Genomic DNA, 19,288 nt, shown 5'->3' on the forward strand with positions numbered 1-19,288 from the left:
AGTTTTGGGTTTACAAATCGTAATGATTACGATATCATCAGATTTGTTAAATCGTAAAACTTACGATTTAATCTGAGGTGGACATAACAACAGTCAGAAGGGAGGCGAGGCATGATGATCCTATCATCCATGCGGAATGTAGTGTTCGGGTATGGGGATGAACCTGTTCTTGATGATATTTCATTAGATATTCATACCGGACAGTTTATTGGTATAACGGGACCCAATGGTGCTGCTAAAACCACCCTGCTGAAGCTAATGCTCGGCCTGCTTCGTCCATGGAGTGGAACGGTTCAGTTGAATAAAGAGTTATCAGATAACGGAAAGATGGTTATCGGCTATGTTCCACAGCAGGTAGCTTCTTTTAACGCAGGGTTCCCAAGTAAAGTGATCGAACTGGTTCGCTCGGGTTGTTATCCAAGGCTGGGATTATTTAGACGCTTTACACCTGAGCATGATGAGATCGTCGAGCGAAGTTTAAAGCAGGTGGATATGTGGCATTTGCGAGACCGGAAGATAGGAGAACTGTCAGGCGGCCAGAAGCAGCGGATTTGCATCGCTCGAGCATTGGCACAACAGCCGCAGATATTGGTTCTCGATGAACCTACTACGGGGATGGATCTGGACAGTCGCATTGGGTTCTATAAGCTGATGCGCCATGATGTCAGTGAACACGGCCGGACCGTAATCATGGTGACGCATGGCCTGGAAGAGACCAGCTCCTATCTGGATACGTTGATCAGCCTGGAACGAAAGGAGAATGAGGGTTGGCAATGTTTAGTTACGAATTCATGCAACGTGCATTTTGGGCCGGTGGTTTAATTGGCATTATCGGTCCGCTGCTCGGAGTATATCTCATGCTTCGCCGTCAGGTCCTAATGGCGGATACCCTCTCTCATGTTTCGCTTGCAGGAGTGGCACTAGGCTCAATACTACAGCTTAATCCGGCACTAAGTGGTTTCATGGTGGCGATTCTCGGTGGTATTGTCATCGAACAGCTTCGACGTTCTTATCGTACATATAGTGAGCTTCCGGTAGCTATTATTATGACCTCTGGATTAGCATTGGCGGTTGTACTTATGAGCTTAAAGCAGAATTTAAGTAAAAGCTTCAGTTCCTATCTGTTTGGTTCCATCGTTGCGGTCAGCGACACTCAATTAAAGATTATCGCTGTGGTTGCTGTAATCGGTCTGATCTATTTTATTGTGTTACGCAGATCCTTATATAATCTGACCTTTGATGAAGAGACCGCTAGTATCAGTGGAGTTCATGTGGGCTGGTTATCATTTTCGTTTGCTGTACTAACTGGAATGACAGTAGCTGCTGCGATGCCAGTTGTTGGAGTGCTGTTAGTCTCAGCGCTTATTGTTTTGCCAGCTTCGATTGCTTTGCGTATAGCGTCTGGTTTTACGACAGCTATATTGATCTCAATCGGCGTAGGGTTACTCGGCGTTTTTAGTGGCCTAAGTGCCTCGTATTACATCAATACACCGCCTGGTGGGACGATTGCTCTTATACTGCTATCGTTTTTATTAATCGCAATTTTGGTACAGAAGCTGATCCGACTAAGAAATCGTCGGCGAATTCATAAAACTATTTCCAGAAAAGGAGTTACACCTCTCAATGAAATTTAGAATCCATCATTTAGCCATTTTGTCCCTGTCCGCGTTACTTATTGCCGCCGGATGCGGTAATAATGCTGTTAATTCTTCTACTACTACGAATGCTTCTGGAGCCGCAGAAGCTACAGCCCTTCCGGAGTCATCTAAATTAAATATTAAAGTAAGTTTCTATCCAATTTACGAGTTTACCAAAAATGTGGCAGGAGATCTGGCGGACGTGGAAGCACTCATACCGGCAGGAATCGAACCCCATGATTGGGAACCGACTGCACAAGATATGGCAGAAATCTCAGATGCGGATATGCTGATCTATAATGGCGCAGGAATGGAAGGCTGGGTAGATCAGGTGCTGGAAAGTGTATCTGGTACTCCGTTAATTACTGTAGAAGCGAGCAAGGGTCTGGACATCATGGAAGGCACGGAAGAGGAAGAAGCTGACCACCACCATGAAGAAGGAGAGCATGTGCATGAAGAAGGAGAACATGCTCATGAAGAAGGAGAACATGCTCATGAAGAAGGAGAGCATGTGCATGAAGAAGGAGAACATGCTCATGAAGAAGGGGAACATGCTCATGAAGAGCATTCGCATGATCACGGTGGATTAGATCCGCATGTGTGGCTCAATCCTGCACTAGCCATTCAAGAAGTGCGTAACATTGAAGCAGCTTTAGCTGCTGCCTCGCCTGAACATGCCGAGGATTTTAAGACAAATGCAGATGCTTATGTAGCTAAGCTGGAGCAACTGGATCAAGAATTTAAGGACGGTCTTAAGGATACTAAACGCAAGGATTTTATCACTCAGCATGCGGCTTTTGGATACCTTGCCAAGCAGTATGGATTAACTCAGGTCCCGATTGCCGGACTATCTCCGGAGCAGGAGCCTTCTGCCGCAAATATGAGTAAGATTGTGGAGTTTGCGAAAGAGCATAAAGTGAAGACGATTTTCTTCGAGACACTTGTATCCTCCAGTGTGGCAGACACAATAGCAAAAGAGATTGGTGCCAAAGCAGCCGTTCTAAACCCAATTGAAGGATTAACAGAGGAAGATCGCAGTCAAAACCTGGACTATTTAGGAATCATGCGTCAGAACCTGGAAGCCTTGAAGAGTGCATTGAACGAGTAGATTTAAAGGATGGAAGGAGAACGAACTATGGCCAAGAAATCTAAAGTTGTGAAAGAATTGATGAGACAAGCACTAGTCGCCAAATACGCTGTTAAAAGAAAAGAACTAAAGGAACAAGGGGACTATATGGCTTTGCAAAAGCTGCCACGTGATTCCTCCGCAACTCGTCAAAAAAATAGATGCAAAGTGTCTGGCAGACCTCGAGGCTATTTGCGGAAATTTAATGTTTCCCGAATTGTTTTCCGCGAATTGGCGCATAAAGGTCAGATTCCGGGTATTACCAAGTCGAGTTGGTAAATGAGAACGGCCAATCCTCCGTAGTTTAGAGGATTGGCCGTTTTTGCTGTTCATCCATCATGGGCTTTAGAAAATTCGGCTATGCTTAGAATAGGAAAATGATTTATCATAGAAGGAATATATTTCTATTTAAGATGGAGGTGATGCAAATGAGCTATACCGATACTTTTATTCGTGTAGCAGAGGACTGCCCTGAGGAAATAGGAGTTCCTCCGATGTCTTGCCGAACGCTCCCGCCTGCACATGTGATTCAATATGAACTGTTAATTAATGAGCCCTACAAATACAATCATGAAGAACTTCTGTACGAGGTTCATGTGCGCCATAAACAAATTCCACAGGAAGAACGTTTGGCCCGTAAGGAAGAAATATGGAACGAACTATTTTCCAAAAATCATCCTTGTCTAAGGGCTTCACTGCTGCCAAAGCGTTTTGGTTGGGGTGTTCATTATAACGGTGAGGGGAAGATAGCTCTCTATGGCAAAGAGTCTCCCGAATATGACTATTTTACCTCCCAAGGGGAGGGAGCTGTGAAATTACTGCCTGCGATGCGTAATAAACGTGCTTCAAAAGGAGCGGATTAAGCTGTATAAATTCATAGAAGAAATCACACTTAATACTTGGCCGGCGGAGCAAAGTGTTCTCCTGCAGGGCTGGATTCTACGTTCGGCAGCTGGTTATACAAAAAGGGCCAATTCGGTCAATCCATTATACGGGGCTGACAGCTCTCAGGTTGAACTCGCAGAACAAATCAAGCTTGCGGAGCGGTATTATGAGCATGCTGGACTACAGTCCGTGTTCAAAATAACCCCCTACATCCAGCCGGCAAAGCTTGATGAGATTCTTGCAGAGCGTGGCTATACAATTGCCGAGCCTTCATCTGTAAGGCTTCTTGATCTGGGGGGCTTAGCGAGCCCCGATCTGCGTTATACGGTTCAGATACAGGAGAGTTTAACTGAAGAGTGGCTGCACGCCTTCAGTGAGCTTACCGGGTTGTCTGATAAGAACCGTGAAACCTTAACTAGAATGTTGTCTGCATCACATTTGCAGCAGGGTTATGTCCTGTTGTTTAATCAGGGTGTTCCTGCCGCCTGTGGTCTTGGTGTGATTCAGAACGGGTACTTGGGTCTGTATGATATTGTCACTTCCCCTGCTCATCGTAGAAAGGGAATGGCGGAACAGCTGCTGCTAGCGTTGCTTAATTGGGGTAGAGCAAAGGGAGCAACAACTTCCTTTCTGCAAGTTGTGCAAGCGAATGCGGGGGCTTCAGCTTTGTATGACAAGCTGGGTTTTAAGGAGATTTATCAGTATTGGTATAGAGTGAAATACTAGCTGAGGAGGGGATGCAGTGAGAAAATTAGGATTGAATCTCCTGATCATTATTGTGTACTGTTTTCCATTTGTATATTTCGCGATGGATAAAGATTTCAATCATGGTTCAATGGTTGGTTATTTAATGATGATCGTCATAACATCGCTAATAGCTTTTTTGGGAAAATGGTCTAATAATATAATTGCTATAGTCATTGGGAATATCGCTTCTGCATTTGTCTCTTATTATTTTATTAGCAACTTGTCAGGGGAAGGCGGTTGGGACGGGGCTTTTTTCAAACCACTTGGACCTACAGGGTCGTTTATATTTTTTAGTATGCTGAACCTGATCCCTCAGTTCCTTGCGATGAAATTAGCGAATAAATTTAAAAAGAAGGTCTAATCTATGTCCGAATACTGGAATCGAAGATTTGCTCAGGAAGGTATGATCTGGGGGAGTGAACCTAGTCCTACAGCTCAGGCAGCAAGGGATATATTCCGGCAACATAACGTGAAATCAGTTTTAGTCCCGGGTGCGGGATACGGAAGAAATACGAAGGTGTTCTCAGATGAGTTTAAGACCTTAGGCATTGAGTTGAGCGAGGACGCGTTAAAGATGGCGGCAGAATGGGACCCCAAGAGCCATTTTATCTCAGGTTCCGTATTAGATCCTATTTCTGAAGTACAGGTTGATGCTGTCTACTGCTATGACGTATTGCATTTATTTCTCGAAGAGGATCGCCGCAGGCTCGTAGCTAATTGTCTGGAACAGCTGCGGCCGGATGGCTTGCTCTATTTTACCAGCTTTTCCGATGAGGATGCGAACAACGGCTGTGGAACACTTTTGGAACCGGGAACCTACGAATACAAAGAGGGAAAATACGCCCATTTTTTTAGTGATGAAGATTTAAGACAACATTTTGCAGGTTCGAAAATAATTTCGACTGGCTCATGTGTGGAGACTTTATGTGGGCCGCTTGGAAAAAACCATCAATACATACTGAGATATATAGTCGCACGTAAATCTGCACTTAGCAAATAATATAGGGAGGAACTCCCTATAAATTCGTTGAATATCCGTAGAAGCGGCTATATCAAGTGAATTATAGGGACTTTTTCCCTAGACCTCTGCTCGATGATCAGGAATACCTTATTTACACAAATTTACCTTGACCCGGGAGCGCCATTTCTTTGAAATTTTTGCATAAATGAGCAAGCTGGGTGGACAGCTCCTCACCTTCCATAGGTACTCCATGTCCCGAAAGAACATGATGTGGATTCAGCAAGGCGAGGGTACGGACCGATTTCTCAGCAGCTTCCCAGTCTGTCGTGAAATAAGAGGGTGGGCCATGCACCACCTGATGCTGCGTAGCCACTGCAAATACGGATTCCTGTTTGACCGTAAGGAACGTATCACCTGCGATCAGCACTCTATCCTCAGGCCTGAACAGGGAGATATGTCCAGGACTATGTCCAGGGGTATGGATCCATTCCCAGCCCTTCGCACCAGGGACAGTCCTGTCTTCCGGCAAGGGATGAACGGCTGAACCAAGGTCAATGCCATGATGTGAAAATAAAGGGGAAATCATGCTCATAAGCCCGCCGCCTACGGCCGGATCGGCTGGAGGGTAGTCTTCTTTACCTGTCAGAAAAGGTAGTTCTAACGGATGAGCATATACAGGCACATTCCATTCCTCAACAAGCCTTTTTACACCTCCAATATGGTCAAAATGCCCATGCGTCAGGATAATTGCCACCGGAGGTTTATCATAATGCTCCGTAGCAAAATCAATAATATTGCCTGTATATGAGCTAAGACCAGTATCTACAAGAACCCAATCCGAAGAGGGCTGGCCAATTAATGCGACATTTACAAACATAGTGCGAAGTCCAATGACACCAGGGGCCACTTTCCAAGTATCGGTATAGCCTTTTGACAGTATTCCGTTAAGTTTCATCTTGCGCCTCCTGACCCGTTCTTTAGTACTACACAATATATTTACACACAGTAGTATGACCTCTTTTTAAGAAAAAAAGGTATGGCAAATAACCCTTCTCATGATTTCTTGAAGAAGGGCTGTGTTAGACGTGTTTTGTGAGAGGATTGTATTAGAGCGTTCCGCAGTCTGCAAATAGAATATGGCGTGGAATCCGAAAGAAAGCTTCGGCTTTTTCCTGCAGAGCAGGGGTCGGCAGATGGCTGTTGTGGAGCCATTTTCTAAATGTTCCAGGATGGACGCCTATCCAGATACTTACATCCGTTACTGAGAAATCGTAAACCATACAAAGTCCGGTCAGGATAACATTGCTGCGCGGTGAACTGGTAATACTTCTTCTCATAAAACGTGAGGGTGTAGGCTGACATACAATAGGGCTTTGACGAATTAATGCTTCATTGAACAGAATGTGGGGTGGGTACCCCAATAGGCGGCAGGTCTTGTCAATGTTATTGTTGGAAGGGATACGACCTTCGTATACCCAAGCGCTTACACTGCGTGAGGATATACCAAGCTCTTCTGCGAGTCGTGACAGCTTGATATCCTTAGCCATCAATACAGCAAGCAGCACACGGTTTCTAATCTGGCTGCGCTTTGGACGGCGAAATCTTTTGACTCGAACGCCTTGTCCAAGGTATTTGCGATTGATCAGAGACCACGCCTGGATATTATGAGTTTCTTGTTGGTTATTAGGCATAATTCCTCCGATTTTTTAAAAATATACTACAACACTTTCTGGTATATCGGCAATGGTTAATGCTGCTATTTCTGACAACACCGTTTAAGTTTCTTTCAGAACAGCTACGCTTATGATATATTTTTAATATCTAATTACAATATTACATTAGGGAGCGATATAGAATGATCAAACATATTGTGTTTTTCAAATTAAAAGATCGGTCCGAAGAAAGCGTAGCAGCAACGGTAGCGGTACTGCGTAATATGGAAGGCAAGATCCCGCAGCTTCTCTCCATCGAAGTGGGTGCTGACATCATTCATTCCGATCGTTCCTTTGATATTGCTCTAGTCACAGAAGTGGCTTCTCTAGAGGATTTACAGGCGTATCAGGTTCACCCGGCTCATAAAGAGGTTATTGCTCACATTAATGAAGTCAAAGAGCTCTCAATTGCTGTAGATTACGAAATTTAAGCTGCTGCTTGAATATAGTATCATCATTTTATACCGGAAGCGGTGACAGGAATGCGTGAGCTTGAGTATCCAATGGAAGCGTTAACTTATTTAGTCGTTTTTCTCGGAGCATGTTTCGTAATGTTCTTCTGGCTGAAACGCCGTGGCAAACGCGGTAAGTAGAGATTAGGACGATTCTCTAACTATTATCGACATGGGGGTATTGTTGTGTATTATGTCAACCGCAATCAAATCGAAACCATTCTTGCTCAAATCCCTGATATTACCGCTGGTCTTCGGACTGTAGCAGCTTCCTGGGAGGGTACAACACTAACCGGACTAATACAAGAACGCTGCCTCCATCTGGCAATAGAGGTTGTAACAGACGTTGGTAGCTGTCTCATTGACGGGTTTATTATGCGTGATGCTGGAAGTTATGAGGATATAATTTCTATTATTCATGAAGAGAAAGTGCTAGGTCAAAGTGAGATTTATGAGAGATTGATAGAATTAGTTGCTCTGCGTAAGCCACTTGTTCAGGATTATTATGCCTGGGAGAGAGGTGATCTGCATCCACTTACCCCCATTCTTTCGGAAGTACTTGAGCAGTTTGCCGTTGAGGTACGGAAATATTTGGACCAGGAGCTTGGAGCCAGTGTACCGCTATAATAGCATAGGATAGAATCACATAGAATAGGCGATAGCCGTGAAAGAGAGGGGTTCCTTTATGATGAAGATGGGGCAGGAAAACGGATCGACAAGACAAATGATTATGACGCTCCTGAAGACGAAAGGAACACTGACCATCGGCGCGCTGGCAGAAGAATTGGGAATTACAGAGATGGGTGTCCGTCGTCATGTGCTTCAGCTGGAGCAAGAAGGGCTTGCAAAGACAAAAGTGGTCCGGCAAGCGATGGGGCGGCCTTTACATATGTACTCATTAACGGAGAGAGCCGAAGAATATTTTCCAAAAAGTTATCACAACTTGGCTTTGGAGCTTCTGCGTGAATTGGATTACGGCAGTGGACTGGATGCTGTTAATACATTATTTGAAGGACGCCGCCGCCGGATGCTCGCTCAGTATGCTCCGATGATGGAACGGCGGAATTTGGAAGAACGCGTCGCCGAATTATCTTCCATCCAAAATGCCGGTGGATATATGGCAGAATGGAACCGCGAAGAGGATGGCTCATATGTCATAAGGGAGTACAATTGCCCGATTCGCCAAGTGGCTACCCAGTATCGTAAGGCTTGCCAATGTGAGCATAGTCTTTTCGAAGAACTGCTGGATGCTAAGGTAACACGTAATGAATGTATGGCAGAGGGCGGCCATTGCTGCCGCTACGCTATCGTACCCAAAAATGTTACAGACAAAACTTCTGAAAAGTTATAATAATTAGTCACAAGACAATCCCCTGCTGCTTATGATATAGCAGATATAGGCATTAGCCCGGTAGAGCGGGGAGCAATGAATTTAAAGGAGAGATGAAACGATGAAGAAGGACACCAAAGGCTTATTATGGGGCGCTTTAGTCGGCAGTGTGGTTGGATCGGTAACAGCACTGCTGTTCGCACCTAAACCAGGTAAAGAGCTGCGCAAGGATATTGCGGAAGGAACTGCCGCTGGTATTGAGAAGGTTCAAGAAATTGCCGTTCAAGCCGGAGACAAGAGCATTGAGATTTATGACAAAGCAAAAGATTCGATTGGGCATGTAGTGCATGAAGTTCGGGAATGGAGCAAATCATGTGCGAATGCTGTTGATGAAGAAGAAAAAATCACAGTAACTGTAAGCGGTATTGCTACAGAAGATGCTGTAGAAGCAGTTGACGCTGTAGAAGCTGTTGAAGCTGTTGAAGAGGCTGCTGCCACTTTGGAAGTGGAAACTGAGTTGGTTGAGGCCACTATTAGTGAAGATGTAAGCGAAGAAGTTAGCCTTGAAGAAGTCGTTCAAGATGACAAGGTTGATAAAGAAATTCTATAATGGGACCGTGGTTTAAATCCTCTGTTTCAGTGGTAAAAGAGTACTCATTCTCTTATAATAGAGCCGCTTTTTCGCATTGGGCGGAGGGTGGCTTTTTTAATTAGTTTGCAACCGCTTGTTAAATGATGGAAGAAGACTAGTCTTGAACTAAGAGGGCAAAAGGAGTAATATCTGCAATTGGGGCTGAAAGCCAGGTACATTTTGTTTTCACCTTACATAAGCTACACAAAACAAGTAGAAGGAAGCGGTGTGTTCGTGCAGCAAGCTATAGCAATATTAGACTCAGGTGTGGGAGGGTTAACAGTTGTCAAAGAAGTGATGAGGCAACTCCCGCGGGAGAAGATCATTTATTTCGGAGATACTGCCCGAGCTCCGTACGGACCCCGTTCGACCGAGGAAGTACAACTGTTTACTGAACAAATTGTAGATTATTTGATCCAGTTTAATCCTAAAATGATCGTTATCGCTTGTAATACCGCAACAGCTGCGGCACTCGATTATATCTCAGCGAAGGTCTCCATCCCTGTAATTGGGGTGATTCATCCCGGAGCCCGCGCAGCAATTAGCGCAACCAAAAGCGGACATGTCGGCGTGATCGGTACGGTAGGAACCATCAACAGCGGAGCTTATACTAACGCATTAAAGCAATTGTCCCCTTTTGTTGAGGTTGTAAGTCAAGCCTGTCCAGCGCTTGTCCCACTTGTCGAGCAAGGCAAGTTCCGCTCAGAGAAAAGTTACGATATCGTAGAAGAGGCACTAGAAGGCATTAAAGACACTAACATCGATACTTTAATTTTAGGATGCACTCATTATCCATTTCTTGTAGAACCCATTGGTGAGACTATGGGATCGGGAGTCAAGTTGATCAGTTCTGCAGATGAGACCGCTCGTGAGATCAGCACAATTTTATATGACAAAGGCAAGCTGTCCATTGGCGATGAAAGTCCAATTCATCAGTTCTTCTGCAGCGGTGATGCTGAGATGTTTCAAAGCATCGCGCGAGACTGGCTTGGAGAACAAATTAGACGTACTCCAGTAGTGTGGCAAGTATCCACGTTATAAGCAGGAGCAATGTTGAATTGAATAGGGACAAACTCTATGGGAGTGTAAAAGAAAAACAGACTGGGAAAGCACATTTCCCGGTCTGTTTTTTTGAAATATAAGCATTTATATGCTGTGGAACTGTAATATCCTTATTTTCATGAGAAATGGTAGCCATCTATAAAGGGCGATGACGTTGTTTTTTCTTGTGATTCATTTCTCCTTCATGCCGGGTAGTGGCGCTTGCATACAATAGAGTTAAGTGCTGTATGCCGCTGTTTTTGTATTGCTGTATCAGCAATTTAAGGCCGAGAGGATGAGACCTAATGCGACAATATATTGCAAACAGGGGAGATACCGTAAGCCGAATTGCCGCTCTACATGGATTAACTCCTGAGCATGTTATTCAAGGTAATCCATGGGTTGGGAGACAATCTTATTTATACCCAGGCCAGGTTTTATTTCTGCCATCTTCGCCGCGTAAAAGGTATGCTGTGCAGGAAGGGGACACTCCAGAACGGATAATCTCATTATTTAATGTGAATTTAGAGGATTTGGAGAAGCTTAACCCTGGTGTGACCTCAGGGCGCTGCTGTACACCTGGAAAAATACTTGTCATTCCACCCCCGATTCCAGACCGCGTGGTGTTTCTGCGCGGGGAGTATGGTCCGTCTGATGTTGAGAGCGACATTGCCAGCTTGCTTGTCCAATACCCGTTTATACAAGCAGCCACAATAGGCACGAGCGTACTCGGCAAGCCACTCCATGTACTCAAGATCGGGAACGGCACTCGTCATCTGCATGTTAACGCCGCTTTACATGCCAATGAATGGCTGACTTCGCCATGCTTGATGTCCTTCATAGAGGAGTATGCAGCAGCTTATGCTGAAGGCTTGGAATGGAATGGACACAACCCTGAGGTTTGGTTCCAAAACTGGACATTATGGGTTGTGCCTATGGCTAATCCAGATGGCGTGGAGCTGGTTCAGGAAGGGGTTTTGCCTGACCATCCGTTTTATGATGACCTCATGAAATGGAATGGTGGACGAAGCAGCTTCCGGAATTGGAAAGCTAACATCCGCGGTGTGGATCTTGGGGATCAATTTCCCGCTCATTGGGAAGAGGAGCGGGAACGTCGGGGAGTAAAGCAGCCCTCACCGCGGGATTACAGCGGCCCTGAGCCGCTGAGTGAGCCTGAAGCAGCTGCTCTGGCAGCCCTGGCTGAGAAAGCGCCTGGCGAAGCTGCAGTGTCTCTGCATAGCCAAGGAGGAGAGATTTATTGGAACTACCGCGGGTATGAGCCTCCCGAGAGTCGCGAATTAGCCGCGCAGCTGGCAGTTGCGAGCAGTTACCGGGCAGTGGAGCTGACTGGAAGTGATGCCGGATATAAGGATTGGTTTATTCAGACCTTCCGCAAACCTGGATTTACTGTGGAGCTTGGGATTGGCAAAAATCCGCTGCCACTAGCAGATTTTGAAGATATGGCCCTGGAAACAGGACTTATATTGGCAACGCTCCTTTCCAATGTGAAATAATTATGAAACATTTGCAGTAAACTTGCGTAAAATAAACCATAGGGTATGGCCGCTGTCGTCACTACACGTTATCCGCGGCTGTATCCTTTTTATTTGGGAGGAGGGTCACCATGAAACTGAAAAAAATACTGTCACTAAAACAATGGTCCCATATCTTCAGTAGCTCCTGGCAATACATCCGCTCCCCTAAAGTAGCAATGGGGGACAAGCTGTTATTTACAATTCCAGTACTGCTCTATTGGGTCTTGCCGGACTTCATGCCATTTATTCCGATCGATGATATTGGAGTGACCATGCTGCTGATGGGCTGGTTCGTGTCACGAATGGGACGGAAATATCCCACCCTTCAGCAGGGTGAATAGGGTAACACCGCACATTTTCGACAAGAACTTCAGAGCTAATTAGCCAATATAGTTGCTTTTAGATATCATTTACCTTTAAAATAAGTAATTGAGTATTTAATTTTCGGACTAGGAGATGGAATATAGATGAAGGTCAAAATTACCCGTAATGCGGCTAAAGTGATAAAGAAACAAATGGAGCTTGAAGGAAACAGCGAGTTGAAGCTGCGCGTAGCAATTACACATGCACACGGTGATCATGCTCACTACGGACTGGATTTGGACACGCCTAAAGAGAACGATGTTGTAGTATCGACAGATAAGGAAATCGATGTTATTCTTGATCCGAGCCAACCACTCCTTGATGGCGTGGTCGTTGATTATTTGTATCTTCCACAAGAAGGTTTTGTCATTACGAATCCCTCTAAAGGTAATCACGGCGATCACTAAACACTCGCCTGTAAATTTCGAACACAAAGAAGGGTTGCTCCATGGCTAACGAAATACAAGTGTGCGATGAATGTAATTTCATGAAGTTGAAAAGTATTATCCCTAAGCTGCAAAAAATGGCACCTGATGCTGAGATCAAGATCGGCTGCAAGTCGTACTGCGGTCCATGTGGCAAACGGGCTTTTGTTTATGTGAATGGTCGTTATGTGAGTGCTCCAACGGAGGATGAAGTGTTGAAGAAAGCAGAAGCTTTTATCAAACAGCCCTCCGTTCAGAAATAATACTGAGTTCTTATCAACTAAGATAATAGGGTCGATCCCTCTTCATTCTCAGAATAAGTAAAAGTAAACAGAGCAGCGATTCTCCTGTTATTTGGAGGATCGCTGCTCTGCGTTTTCTTGCCATTGGCGGCTTACTTCAATCATGTCCATCGTCCCGTCATTTCTCCGTCTCCTCATCTCATCGACCTATCATCCCACCGTCTCTCATCTCCTCATCTCACAGGGGTTACGGACTCAGATGACGTTATTTGCCTGTTTTTAACCTTTAAAGCAAGATTTCGGACCCCAGTGACGCTATTCCTCAGAAAGAGGCTCATATCGGCGTTTTTCAGGCTAATAGCTGCTCTGGAGTCCGTTAGCATTCCAAATCTCGGATAATGCTGCGTTTAGGGTCAGCTGTGTCCGTTAGTGAGATACTTCACGTATCTAAGTCGGAAAACCAAACGTGCTTCCAACAACGATCAAGTGGTAAATGTCCAACATAGAGAGGATATCGCAGCAGCTATCTTCGGTAGTTTTTGGGACAGTCTCTTCGTTTACCCGGATGTAAGCTTAAGGTGCAGATTGTGTGTTCTTGAGCTTCTTGATTCCATCATATTTCATGATATCGTCGGAGATCTGTAGCCGGAGCTTGCTGGTCTCATACCCGATACTGCACTCCCCTACGTCAACGGCTTCCCGGCTTTCGAGACTATAACAGGTTCCGCTGGCAAATTGCCCATTTTCGCTGGGGAGATAAGTCAGCTTTGCATCGGCATAGGCGCCGGATCGCAGCGTTACAAGACGCTCATGCCCGCTAAACAGATTATTGCCCATGAGATAATAAGGATCACGTGAGATCCCGAGCAAATGGAGCAAGGAAGGTGTAAGATCCAACTGACCCGCTGGAGCTGAATCTAGGACAGAGGCGTTAGAGCCTGGCAGATGAATGAGCAAGGGAACCTGATGCATTATTTGCTGCATATCGAGTGCGCTAAGGCTTTTGCCAAGAAATTGTTCGTAATAAGAGGTCTCCTGGATCGAATTATCATGATCTCCATAGAAAGCAACAATGGTATTATCCCACAGCCCACGCTGCTTCATCTCTTTGACCATTTCCCCTAAAGCTTCATCCGTATAGTGAACAGCCTGCAAATAATCTCCGAAGATCGTGCCCTTGAACTCTCCAGTATCAAGCCCTTGTTTATCTGCAGGGAGAGAATAAGGATGATGGCTGGATAGTGTAGTCAAAAATGAATAAAAAGGCTGCTGTATCGTTTCTGAAGTGTTCATAATTTCGAGGGATTGCCGCAAAAAGGATTTGTCACCCAGAGACCAGCCTAGAGGTTCGTCTATTGTATAGTCTTTTTTGTTATAAAAATGGTCATAACCCATCGCGTTATACATAATCTGCCGATTCCAGAAGCTGCCTTCATACGCATGAAAAGCATTGGTACTGTAGCCCTTTGATTTCAAAATAGCAGGCAGCGTGTCAAACTGATGATCCGGGTAACGGACAAATACCGAGCCGGAGACCAGCGGGTACAGGGAAGCGTTGGACGTGAAATCCGCATCGGAAGTTCGGCCTTGTGAGGTCTGATGGTAGTAGTTGCTGAAATAGGTGTTTTCTTTGATTAGAGCGTTCAGATTAGGCGTGATCTCCTGGCCGGATATTGAGCGTCCAACTATAAAGTTCATAAAAGCTTCAGCTTGAATAACAACGATGTTGCTTCCGCTGTATTTTCCAAAGCTGTCATTATTGGCACTTTGCTCAGTGTTTTGTTCATTGAACCAGAGCTGCATTGAGGTGGCTTCTTCTTGCGAAAGCTCGGGCTGCGGACCTAGATGATCTTTAGCATATAAGTAAATATCATAACCGTGAAAACCGATTAGTCCGGTTACGTTATACATCGCCAGACTCCACCAGTTGCCAGTGAATAGATCTTTAGCCCAGGTAGTAGCGTAGGTGTGTATAGGTCCAAAGGTTAGCACGCAACCTAGCGCCAGAGCAACGATGCCATTCACGCTTCTTTTTAGCGTCCTGCTCAGGCGTGAAGAGCAGCGGGAATAACCGGTTTGAGAATAAGAGTGAGATTGCCCAGAACGGCGAGGGGCGGCATTAGACAAGTATGTATGGGTTTTCCGGTGGTATAACCCTAATCCGATTCCATAGGCAATAAGCAGAAGCCAGTCAGCGAACAAATAAAGATCGGAAGGACGCAGTAGGGCGAAGATACTTCCACCAAGTGCATCCATCTGTCCAGCCTGAAACAATACGGGTACCGTGATAAAATCCTGAAAATAACGATAATAGACGATATCCGAATAAATAAGCAGCGTCAGAAGCAAGTTTATACTTAACAACGCTATCGTCTGTCCCCGGCGGGGAAGCCACAGGGTCCAAAAAGACAATAACATGACTGAACCTACAGCAATCCACTTGTCCTGCCGGTTCATATCTATATTGGGAGCATGCAGCCCACTATGCAGAAATAATAACTTGGCCAGCATGATGCCAAGAAAAAGGAGATAACCGATATATCGCGAGCGAATCACAGCAGCTATTGTACTTGTTACGGTTGTGCTGCTCCGACTTGATGGAAAGCCAGACATTATAAAACCTCCTAACACAGAAAATAAATAAAACCAGAATAAACAACGTTGTTGTCTTTTTTAGATGATAAACGTTTCTCGTAGAAATATATGAGCGTAAAGTTATAGGCGCTAAACTAAAACAGTCTTATACTCGGAGAAAAACGGACACCCTCCTCATACGAGGTAGATGTCCGTTCTGCATTCAAAACAAGGGTGATCCTAATTATTTCGGATTTCTAGGTGGAAGTGGACCCAAGTATTGATAATATTGACACTCGATACGTCCGTTATACAGTTTGCGGCGTTTGTCTGCCTTACGACCGTAAAATTGTTCGAATTCCTTGTAAGGGCTGATCGCAAAAAATGACCATGTTGGCAGATATATCATCATTTCACCAAACTGGCGGGTCAGCTTCTCCACTTCTTTGTCATTACTGATCCGTTCCCCATAGGGAGGGTTGGTAATGATACAACCATATTCTCCTTCAGGTCTTGCTTTGGCGGCAGCCATCACTTTGAAGGTGATTTCACCGGACAGTCCAGCACTCTTAGCAGCGGCTTCAGCAATTTCAATTGCTTCAGGATCGATGTCCGTACCCGTTAATTGCAAAGGATAATCGTCGCGCACAGCATCGAAAGCTTCTTCGCGAGCCTCTTCCCAAAGATGTTTTGGGATGACTGGCCAATGTTCAGATGGAAATGAGCGGCGTAGTCCTGGTGCAATATTCCATGCGATCATGGCAGCTTCAATTAACAGTGTTCCCGAACCACAACATGGATCGAACAGCGGCCGATGGCCATTCCAGCGGCTAAGCTGGATAAGTGCAGCAGCCATCGTTTCCTTCAGCGGAGCCTCTGTTGCATGTCTGCGGTAACCCCGTTTGTGAAGCGCGGGTCCTGTGGTATCTAATGTGATCAAAGCGATGTCATTTAATAAAATCACTTCGATCACATATCGAGGACCGTTCTCCGGGAACCAGTCTGTATGATACGAAAGCTTCAGCTTCTCGACGATGGCTTTTTTGACAATCCCTTGGCAAGCGGGTACACTCGTTAGTTGTGATTTATGGGACCGTCCTTCAACCGGGAATTCTCCATTCTCTGGAATCCAGTCTTCCCAAGGCAAAGCTTTAACCCCTTCGAACAACTCGTCAAAGGTTTTAGCAGGGAATTGGCCCATTTTAACCAATACGCGGTCAGATGTACGCAGCCACAAGTTACAGCGACAGATATCGATGTAATCACCGCTGAATAATACTCGTCCGTTCTCGACCTTGGTCTCATAACCCAGTTCGTTTAATTCGCGCGCTACCACAGCTTCTAAGCCCATAGGGGCAGTAGCGATTAATTGTAATTTGCTCAAATACTCTCAACTCCGTTTAACTTGTAGATAAATACAAAAAGCCAGTACAATAAGAAGAGGCGACATTGTCGTCCTTTAAAGCATCCATACAAGTATAGGGGAATGTGGGACACTTCACAATGCCCGGCATTCCATAAATCATAAAATGTTCCCCGTCATCCCTTACTATGAGCAAACGGGGGATCCTTAAAGGAGAATCTTTATGCTTACCCAAGAAGAATACAGTGAACAACTTTATACCGAGGACGAAATTCTGCTTCAAGTAAAAGAAGCAATCGTTCAAGCAGGCATGCCGCCAGTGTCTGTCGAGCCGGGGTATGGAAGATTGCTCACGATGCTAGTTAGACTGTCTCGCTCTAAGCGTATTTTGGAAATTGGCGCACTTGGCGGTTACAGCGGAATTTGCTTGTCCCGCGGTTTCTCTGAAAGTGGCACACTGACTTCGCTAGAGCTGAGAGCCGACTATGCCGAGCTTGCCCGCCGTAATTTAGAGCTGGCAGGCTTTGGCGATACTACGGAGTATAGAATAGGACCCGCAATGGAAAGCCTGAAGGCATTGGAAGCAGAGGGCGCTAGGTTCGATTTCTTTTTCATTGACGCAGATAAGTTGAACTACACTAACTACTTGGAATATGCCATCAAGCTGGCCAATCCAGGAGCGATCATCGCGGGTGATAATATTTTTCTCCGTGGACGGACCTTAAATACAGATAGAAATGGTCCTGCCATCCTGGCTGTGCGCCACTTCAATGAGATGATCGCCACGGATGAACGCCTTATCAGCACATGTCTGCCTGCCTATGATGGACTGGCACTAGCGATGGTCAAATAGCTGATTAGCGAAATAACCGCGGTGTTGTTACTTTGTACAGCTTCAATCGAACCCAAATCGTATTAACCAGCAGCAAGCAGCCGGATATAATGAAGAGCCCCTCAATTCCGATGTAACCTGATAGAAAGCCGCCCAAGATAGCTCCCAGCATATTGCCTAGCGCCAATGTACTGCTGTTGAAGCCGAATGCGCGGCTTTCTTTTCCGTCAGGGGTATAGGAGCGGATAAGCGCATTAACGCTGGGCAAAAGTCCGCCCATAAAGACTCCCATTAGGAAACGGACAATAATCAGCTGCCAGACACTAGTTACGAATGCCTGCGGAATTAGGAATAGTGAAGCGCCAATTAACGCATAGGTCAGAATACGATGTGCGCCGACCTTGTCACTTAGCTTCCCAAGCAAGGGCGAAGCCAGCATATTGGAGATCCCTGTAACTGCACTGACCATCCCGGCCAAGAAGGCTATATTCTCAGCGGGTCCATTTAATTTTTCTACATAGAGTGGCAACAAGGCCATAGGACTAATCATTGCAAATTGCAGCAGAAAGGTTACACCGAATAGAGCTGGAAGCTGAGGGATTTTGATTAATTCCTTCAAGCCTGCGAGTACAGAAACCTGTGGCTCCTGTGCGGCTTCGGCGCGGTCGAATTTTTCTTTAACAAGAAATAATGCCAGCAGAGAAGCGATGAAGAGCAAGGCTCCAACGACATAAAAAATTGGCCGGAATCCGATTAAATCGGCAAGTAAGCCACCAATCAGTGGCCCTAGAATTGTTCCTGCTACAGATCCTGATTGCATTAATCCCATGGAGAAGCCCATACGTTCTTTGGGGGTAGTACCTGACACCAGTGCGATGGAGGCGGGATTGAAGCCAGAGATTGTACCGTTTAAGAGACGGAGCAGGAGCAGCTGTAAAGGGGATTGTGCGAAGCCCATTAATACCATGACAATAGCCATCCCAAAGCTGGAACGCAGCAACATGATTTTACGTCCATACTTGTCTGCAAGCTTGCCCCATAATGGCTGGAATATGAAAGAGGTTAAGAAGTTTGCGGCAAAAATAAGTCCCGCCCAGATTCCAATTTCATGTTCACCCTGGACACCAAGATCCTTTGCAAGGTACAAGGTCAGGAAGGGTGTAATCATTGTCATTCCAGCATTCACCAAAAATTGCCCGAACCAAAGCACTAAGAGGTTGACCTTCCAGGTCTCCCATTTCTTCATAGTGCTTTCACATCCTTTCAAAGAATTTCAGAGAATATATGATTCACGGAAAAAATGCCATTTTATCAGTATATCATTTTTTGCAGCTTAATGTGTGCAACACATGTCATAGTAATGTCATAGGATTGTCATTCCAAACTCTTCGTATTAGTTGTTACAAGCTTTTAAAAAGGGCATAATAGTAGA

At 45.3% G+C, this 19,288-nt stretch carries 23 protein-coding genes; 18 read left to right on the forward strand and 5 right to left on the reverse strand.

The window, feature by feature from the left end; genetic code table 11:
- Window positions 1-114 precede the first annotated feature (114 nt).
- From MHH60_RS21400 to MHH60_RS21435, 8 genes are all read left to right on the forward strand, one after another.
- Window positions 115-822, forward strand: coding sequence for a metal ABC transporter ATP-binding protein (locus MHH60_RS21400; protein WP_076133689.1), 708 nt, complete (start codon window positions 115-117; stop codon window positions 820-822).
- Window positions 768-1,634, forward strand: coding sequence for a metal ABC transporter permease (locus MHH60_RS21405; RefSeq protein ID WP_076133660.1), 867 nt, complete (start codon window positions 768-770; stop codon window positions 1,632-1,634). The genes MHH60_RS21400 and MHH60_RS21405 overlap by 55 nt, the downstream gene beginning before the upstream one ends.
- Window positions 1,624-2,745: a metal ABC transporter substrate-binding protein gene (locus MHH60_RS21410; protein ID WP_076133659.1), complete on the forward strand. Its 1,122-nt coding sequence runs from the start codon at window positions 1,624-1,626 to the stop codon at window positions 2,743-2,745. Before MHH60_RS21405 ends, MHH60_RS21410 begins: the two co-directional genes overlap by 11 nt.
- A gap of 27 nt (window positions 2,746-2,772) precedes the next feature.
- Window positions 2,773-3,042 carry a 30S ribosomal protein S14 gene (gene rpsN / locus MHH60_RS21415; protein ID WP_076133658.1) on the forward strand — a complete coding sequence of 90 codons (270 nt, stop codon included), beginning with the start codon at window positions 2,773-2,775 and terminating at the stop codon, window positions 3,040-3,042.
- A gap of 149 nt (window positions 3,043-3,191) precedes the next feature.
- On the forward strand, window positions 3,192-3,626 hold the full coding sequence (locus tag MHH60_RS21420; RefSeq protein WP_081383129.1) for a DUF6157 family protein: 435 nt from the start codon (window positions 3,192-3,194) through the stop codon (window positions 3,624-3,626).
- Complete coding sequence (locus MHH60_RS21425; RefSeq protein ID WP_081388855.1) at window positions 3,604-4,374, forward strand: GNAT family N-acetyltransferase; 771 nt, start codon at window positions 3,604-3,606, stop codon at window positions 4,372-4,374. The genes MHH60_RS21420 and MHH60_RS21425 overlap by 23 nt, the downstream gene beginning before the upstream one ends.
- A gap of 16 nt (window positions 4,375-4,390) precedes the next feature.
- Window positions 4,391-4,756: a hypothetical protein gene (locus MHH60_RS21430; protein ID WP_076133657.1), complete on the forward strand. Its 366-nt coding sequence runs from the start codon at window positions 4,391-4,393 to the stop codon at window positions 4,754-4,756.
- Window positions 4,757-4,759: 3 nt separating this feature from the next.
- Window positions 4,760-5,395: a class I SAM-dependent methyltransferase gene (locus MHH60_RS21435; RefSeq protein WP_076133656.1), complete on the forward strand. Its 636-nt coding sequence runs from the start codon at window positions 4,760-4,762 to the stop codon at window positions 5,393-5,395.
- A gap of 112 nt (window positions 5,396-5,507) precedes the next feature.
- Here MHH60_RS21435 and MHH60_RS21440 read toward each other — a convergent pair whose 3' ends face one another.
- Both MHH60_RS21440 and MHH60_RS21445 read right to left on the reverse strand, forming a co-directional pair.
- On the reverse strand, window positions 5,508-6,311 hold the full coding sequence (locus MHH60_RS21440; protein ID WP_076133655.1) for an MBL fold metallo-hydrolase: 804 nt from the start codon (window positions 6,309-6,311) through the stop codon (window positions 5,508-5,510).
- Between the two features lie 151 nt (window positions 6,312-6,462).
- Window positions 6,463-7,047: a helix-turn-helix domain-containing protein gene (locus MHH60_RS21445; RefSeq protein WP_076133654.1), complete on the reverse strand. Its 585-nt coding sequence runs from the start codon at window positions 7,045-7,047 to the stop codon at window positions 6,463-6,465.
- A 164-nt stretch (window positions 7,048-7,211) separates the two neighbouring features.
- Here MHH60_RS21445 and MHH60_RS21450 point away from each other — a divergent pair, with 164 nt between their 5' ends.
- From MHH60_RS21450 to MHH60_RS21490, 9 genes are all read left to right on the forward strand, one after another.
- Window positions 7,212-7,499: a Dabb family protein gene (locus MHH60_RS21450; RefSeq protein WP_036689213.1), complete on the forward strand. Its 288-nt coding sequence runs from the start codon at window positions 7,212-7,214 to the stop codon at window positions 7,497-7,499.
- Between the two features lie 207 nt (window positions 7,500-7,706).
- Window positions 7,707-8,147, forward strand: a complete 441-nt coding sequence (locus MHH60_RS21455; RefSeq protein WP_076133653.1) for a DUF86 domain-containing protein — start codon at window positions 7,707-7,709, stop codon at window positions 8,145-8,147.
- Between the two features lie 58 nt (window positions 8,148-8,205).
- Window positions 8,206-8,871 (forward strand): helix-turn-helix transcriptional regulator, encoded by a 666-nt coding sequence (locus tag MHH60_RS21460; RefSeq protein WP_038569796.1) that lies wholly within the window; start codon window positions 8,206-8,208, stop codon window positions 8,869-8,871.
- Between the two features lie 100 nt (window positions 8,872-8,971).
- The gene (locus tag MHH60_RS21465) at window positions 8,972-9,460 is read left to right on the forward strand and encodes a YtxH domain-containing protein (RefSeq protein ID WP_076133652.1); all 489 of its coding nucleotides are present in this window, start codon (window positions 8,972-8,974) and stop codon (window positions 9,458-9,460) included.
- A 255-nt stretch (window positions 9,461-9,715) separates the two neighbouring features.
- Window positions 9,716-10,522 carry a glutamate racemase gene (gene racE / locus MHH60_RS21470; RefSeq protein WP_036689641.1) on the forward strand — a complete coding sequence of 269 codons (807 nt, stop codon included), beginning with the start codon at window positions 9,716-9,718 and terminating at the stop codon, window positions 10,520-10,522.
- Window positions 10,523-10,827: 305 nt separating this feature from the next.
- Window positions 10,828-12,036: a M14 family metallopeptidase gene (locus MHH60_RS21475; protein ID WP_076133651.1), complete on the forward strand. Its 1,209-nt coding sequence runs from the start codon at window positions 10,828-10,830 to the stop codon at window positions 12,034-12,036.
- 110 nt (window positions 12,037-12,146) lie between these two features.
- The gene (locus MHH60_RS21480) at window positions 12,147-12,398 is read left to right on the forward strand and encodes a hypothetical protein (RefSeq protein WP_036689222.1); all 252 of its coding nucleotides are present in this window, start codon (window positions 12,147-12,149) and stop codon (window positions 12,396-12,398) included.
- A gap of 126 nt (window positions 12,399-12,524) precedes the next feature.
- Window positions 12,525-12,827: a HesB/IscA family protein gene (locus MHH60_RS21485; RefSeq protein ID WP_036689223.1), complete on the forward strand. Its 303-nt coding sequence runs from the start codon at window positions 12,525-12,527 to the stop codon at window positions 12,825-12,827.
- 41 nt (window positions 12,828-12,868) lie between these two features.
- On the forward strand, window positions 12,869-13,108 hold the full coding sequence (locus tag MHH60_RS21490; protein WP_076133650.1) for a DUF1450 domain-containing protein: 240 nt from the start codon (window positions 12,869-12,871) through the stop codon (window positions 13,106-13,108).
- A 552-nt stretch (window positions 13,109-13,660) separates the two neighbouring features.
- Here MHH60_RS21490 and MHH60_RS21495 read toward each other — a convergent pair.
- The gene (locus tag MHH60_RS21495; RefSeq protein ID WP_076133649.1) at window positions 13,661-15,700 is read right to left on the reverse strand and encodes an LTA synthase family protein; all 2,040 of its coding nucleotides are present in this window, start codon (window positions 15,698-15,700) and stop codon (window positions 13,661-13,663) included.
- Window positions 15,701-15,905: 205 nt separating this feature from the next.
- Window positions 15,906-17,045 carry a THUMP domain-containing class I SAM-dependent RNA methyltransferase gene (locus MHH60_RS21500; protein WP_036689227.1) on the reverse strand — a complete coding sequence of 380 codons (1,140 nt, stop codon included), beginning with the start codon at window positions 17,043-17,045 and terminating at the stop codon, window positions 15,906-15,908.
- Between the two features lie 202 nt (window positions 17,046-17,247).
- On the opposite strand from MHH60_RS21500, the gene MHH60_RS21505 reads away from it, so the two are divergent.
- On the forward strand, window positions 17,248-17,877 hold the full coding sequence (locus tag MHH60_RS21505; protein WP_076133648.1) for an O-methyltransferase: 630 nt from the start codon (window positions 17,248-17,250) through the stop codon (window positions 17,875-17,877).
- Window positions 17,878-17,881: 4 nt separating this feature from the next.
- Here MHH60_RS21505 and MHH60_RS21510 read toward each other — a convergent pair whose 3' ends face one another.
- Window positions 17,882-19,102: an MFS transporter gene (locus MHH60_RS21510; RefSeq protein WP_038569803.1), complete on the reverse strand. Its 1,221-nt coding sequence runs from the start codon at window positions 19,100-19,102 to the stop codon at window positions 17,882-17,884.
- Window positions 19,103-19,288 lie beyond the last annotated feature (186 nt).

The organism is Paenibacillus sp. FSL H7-0716 (genome assembly GCF_038002705.1).
Classification (GTDB): Bacteria; Bacillota; Bacilli; order Paenibacillales; family Paenibacillaceae; genus Paenibacillus_AQ; species Paenibacillus_AQ odorifer.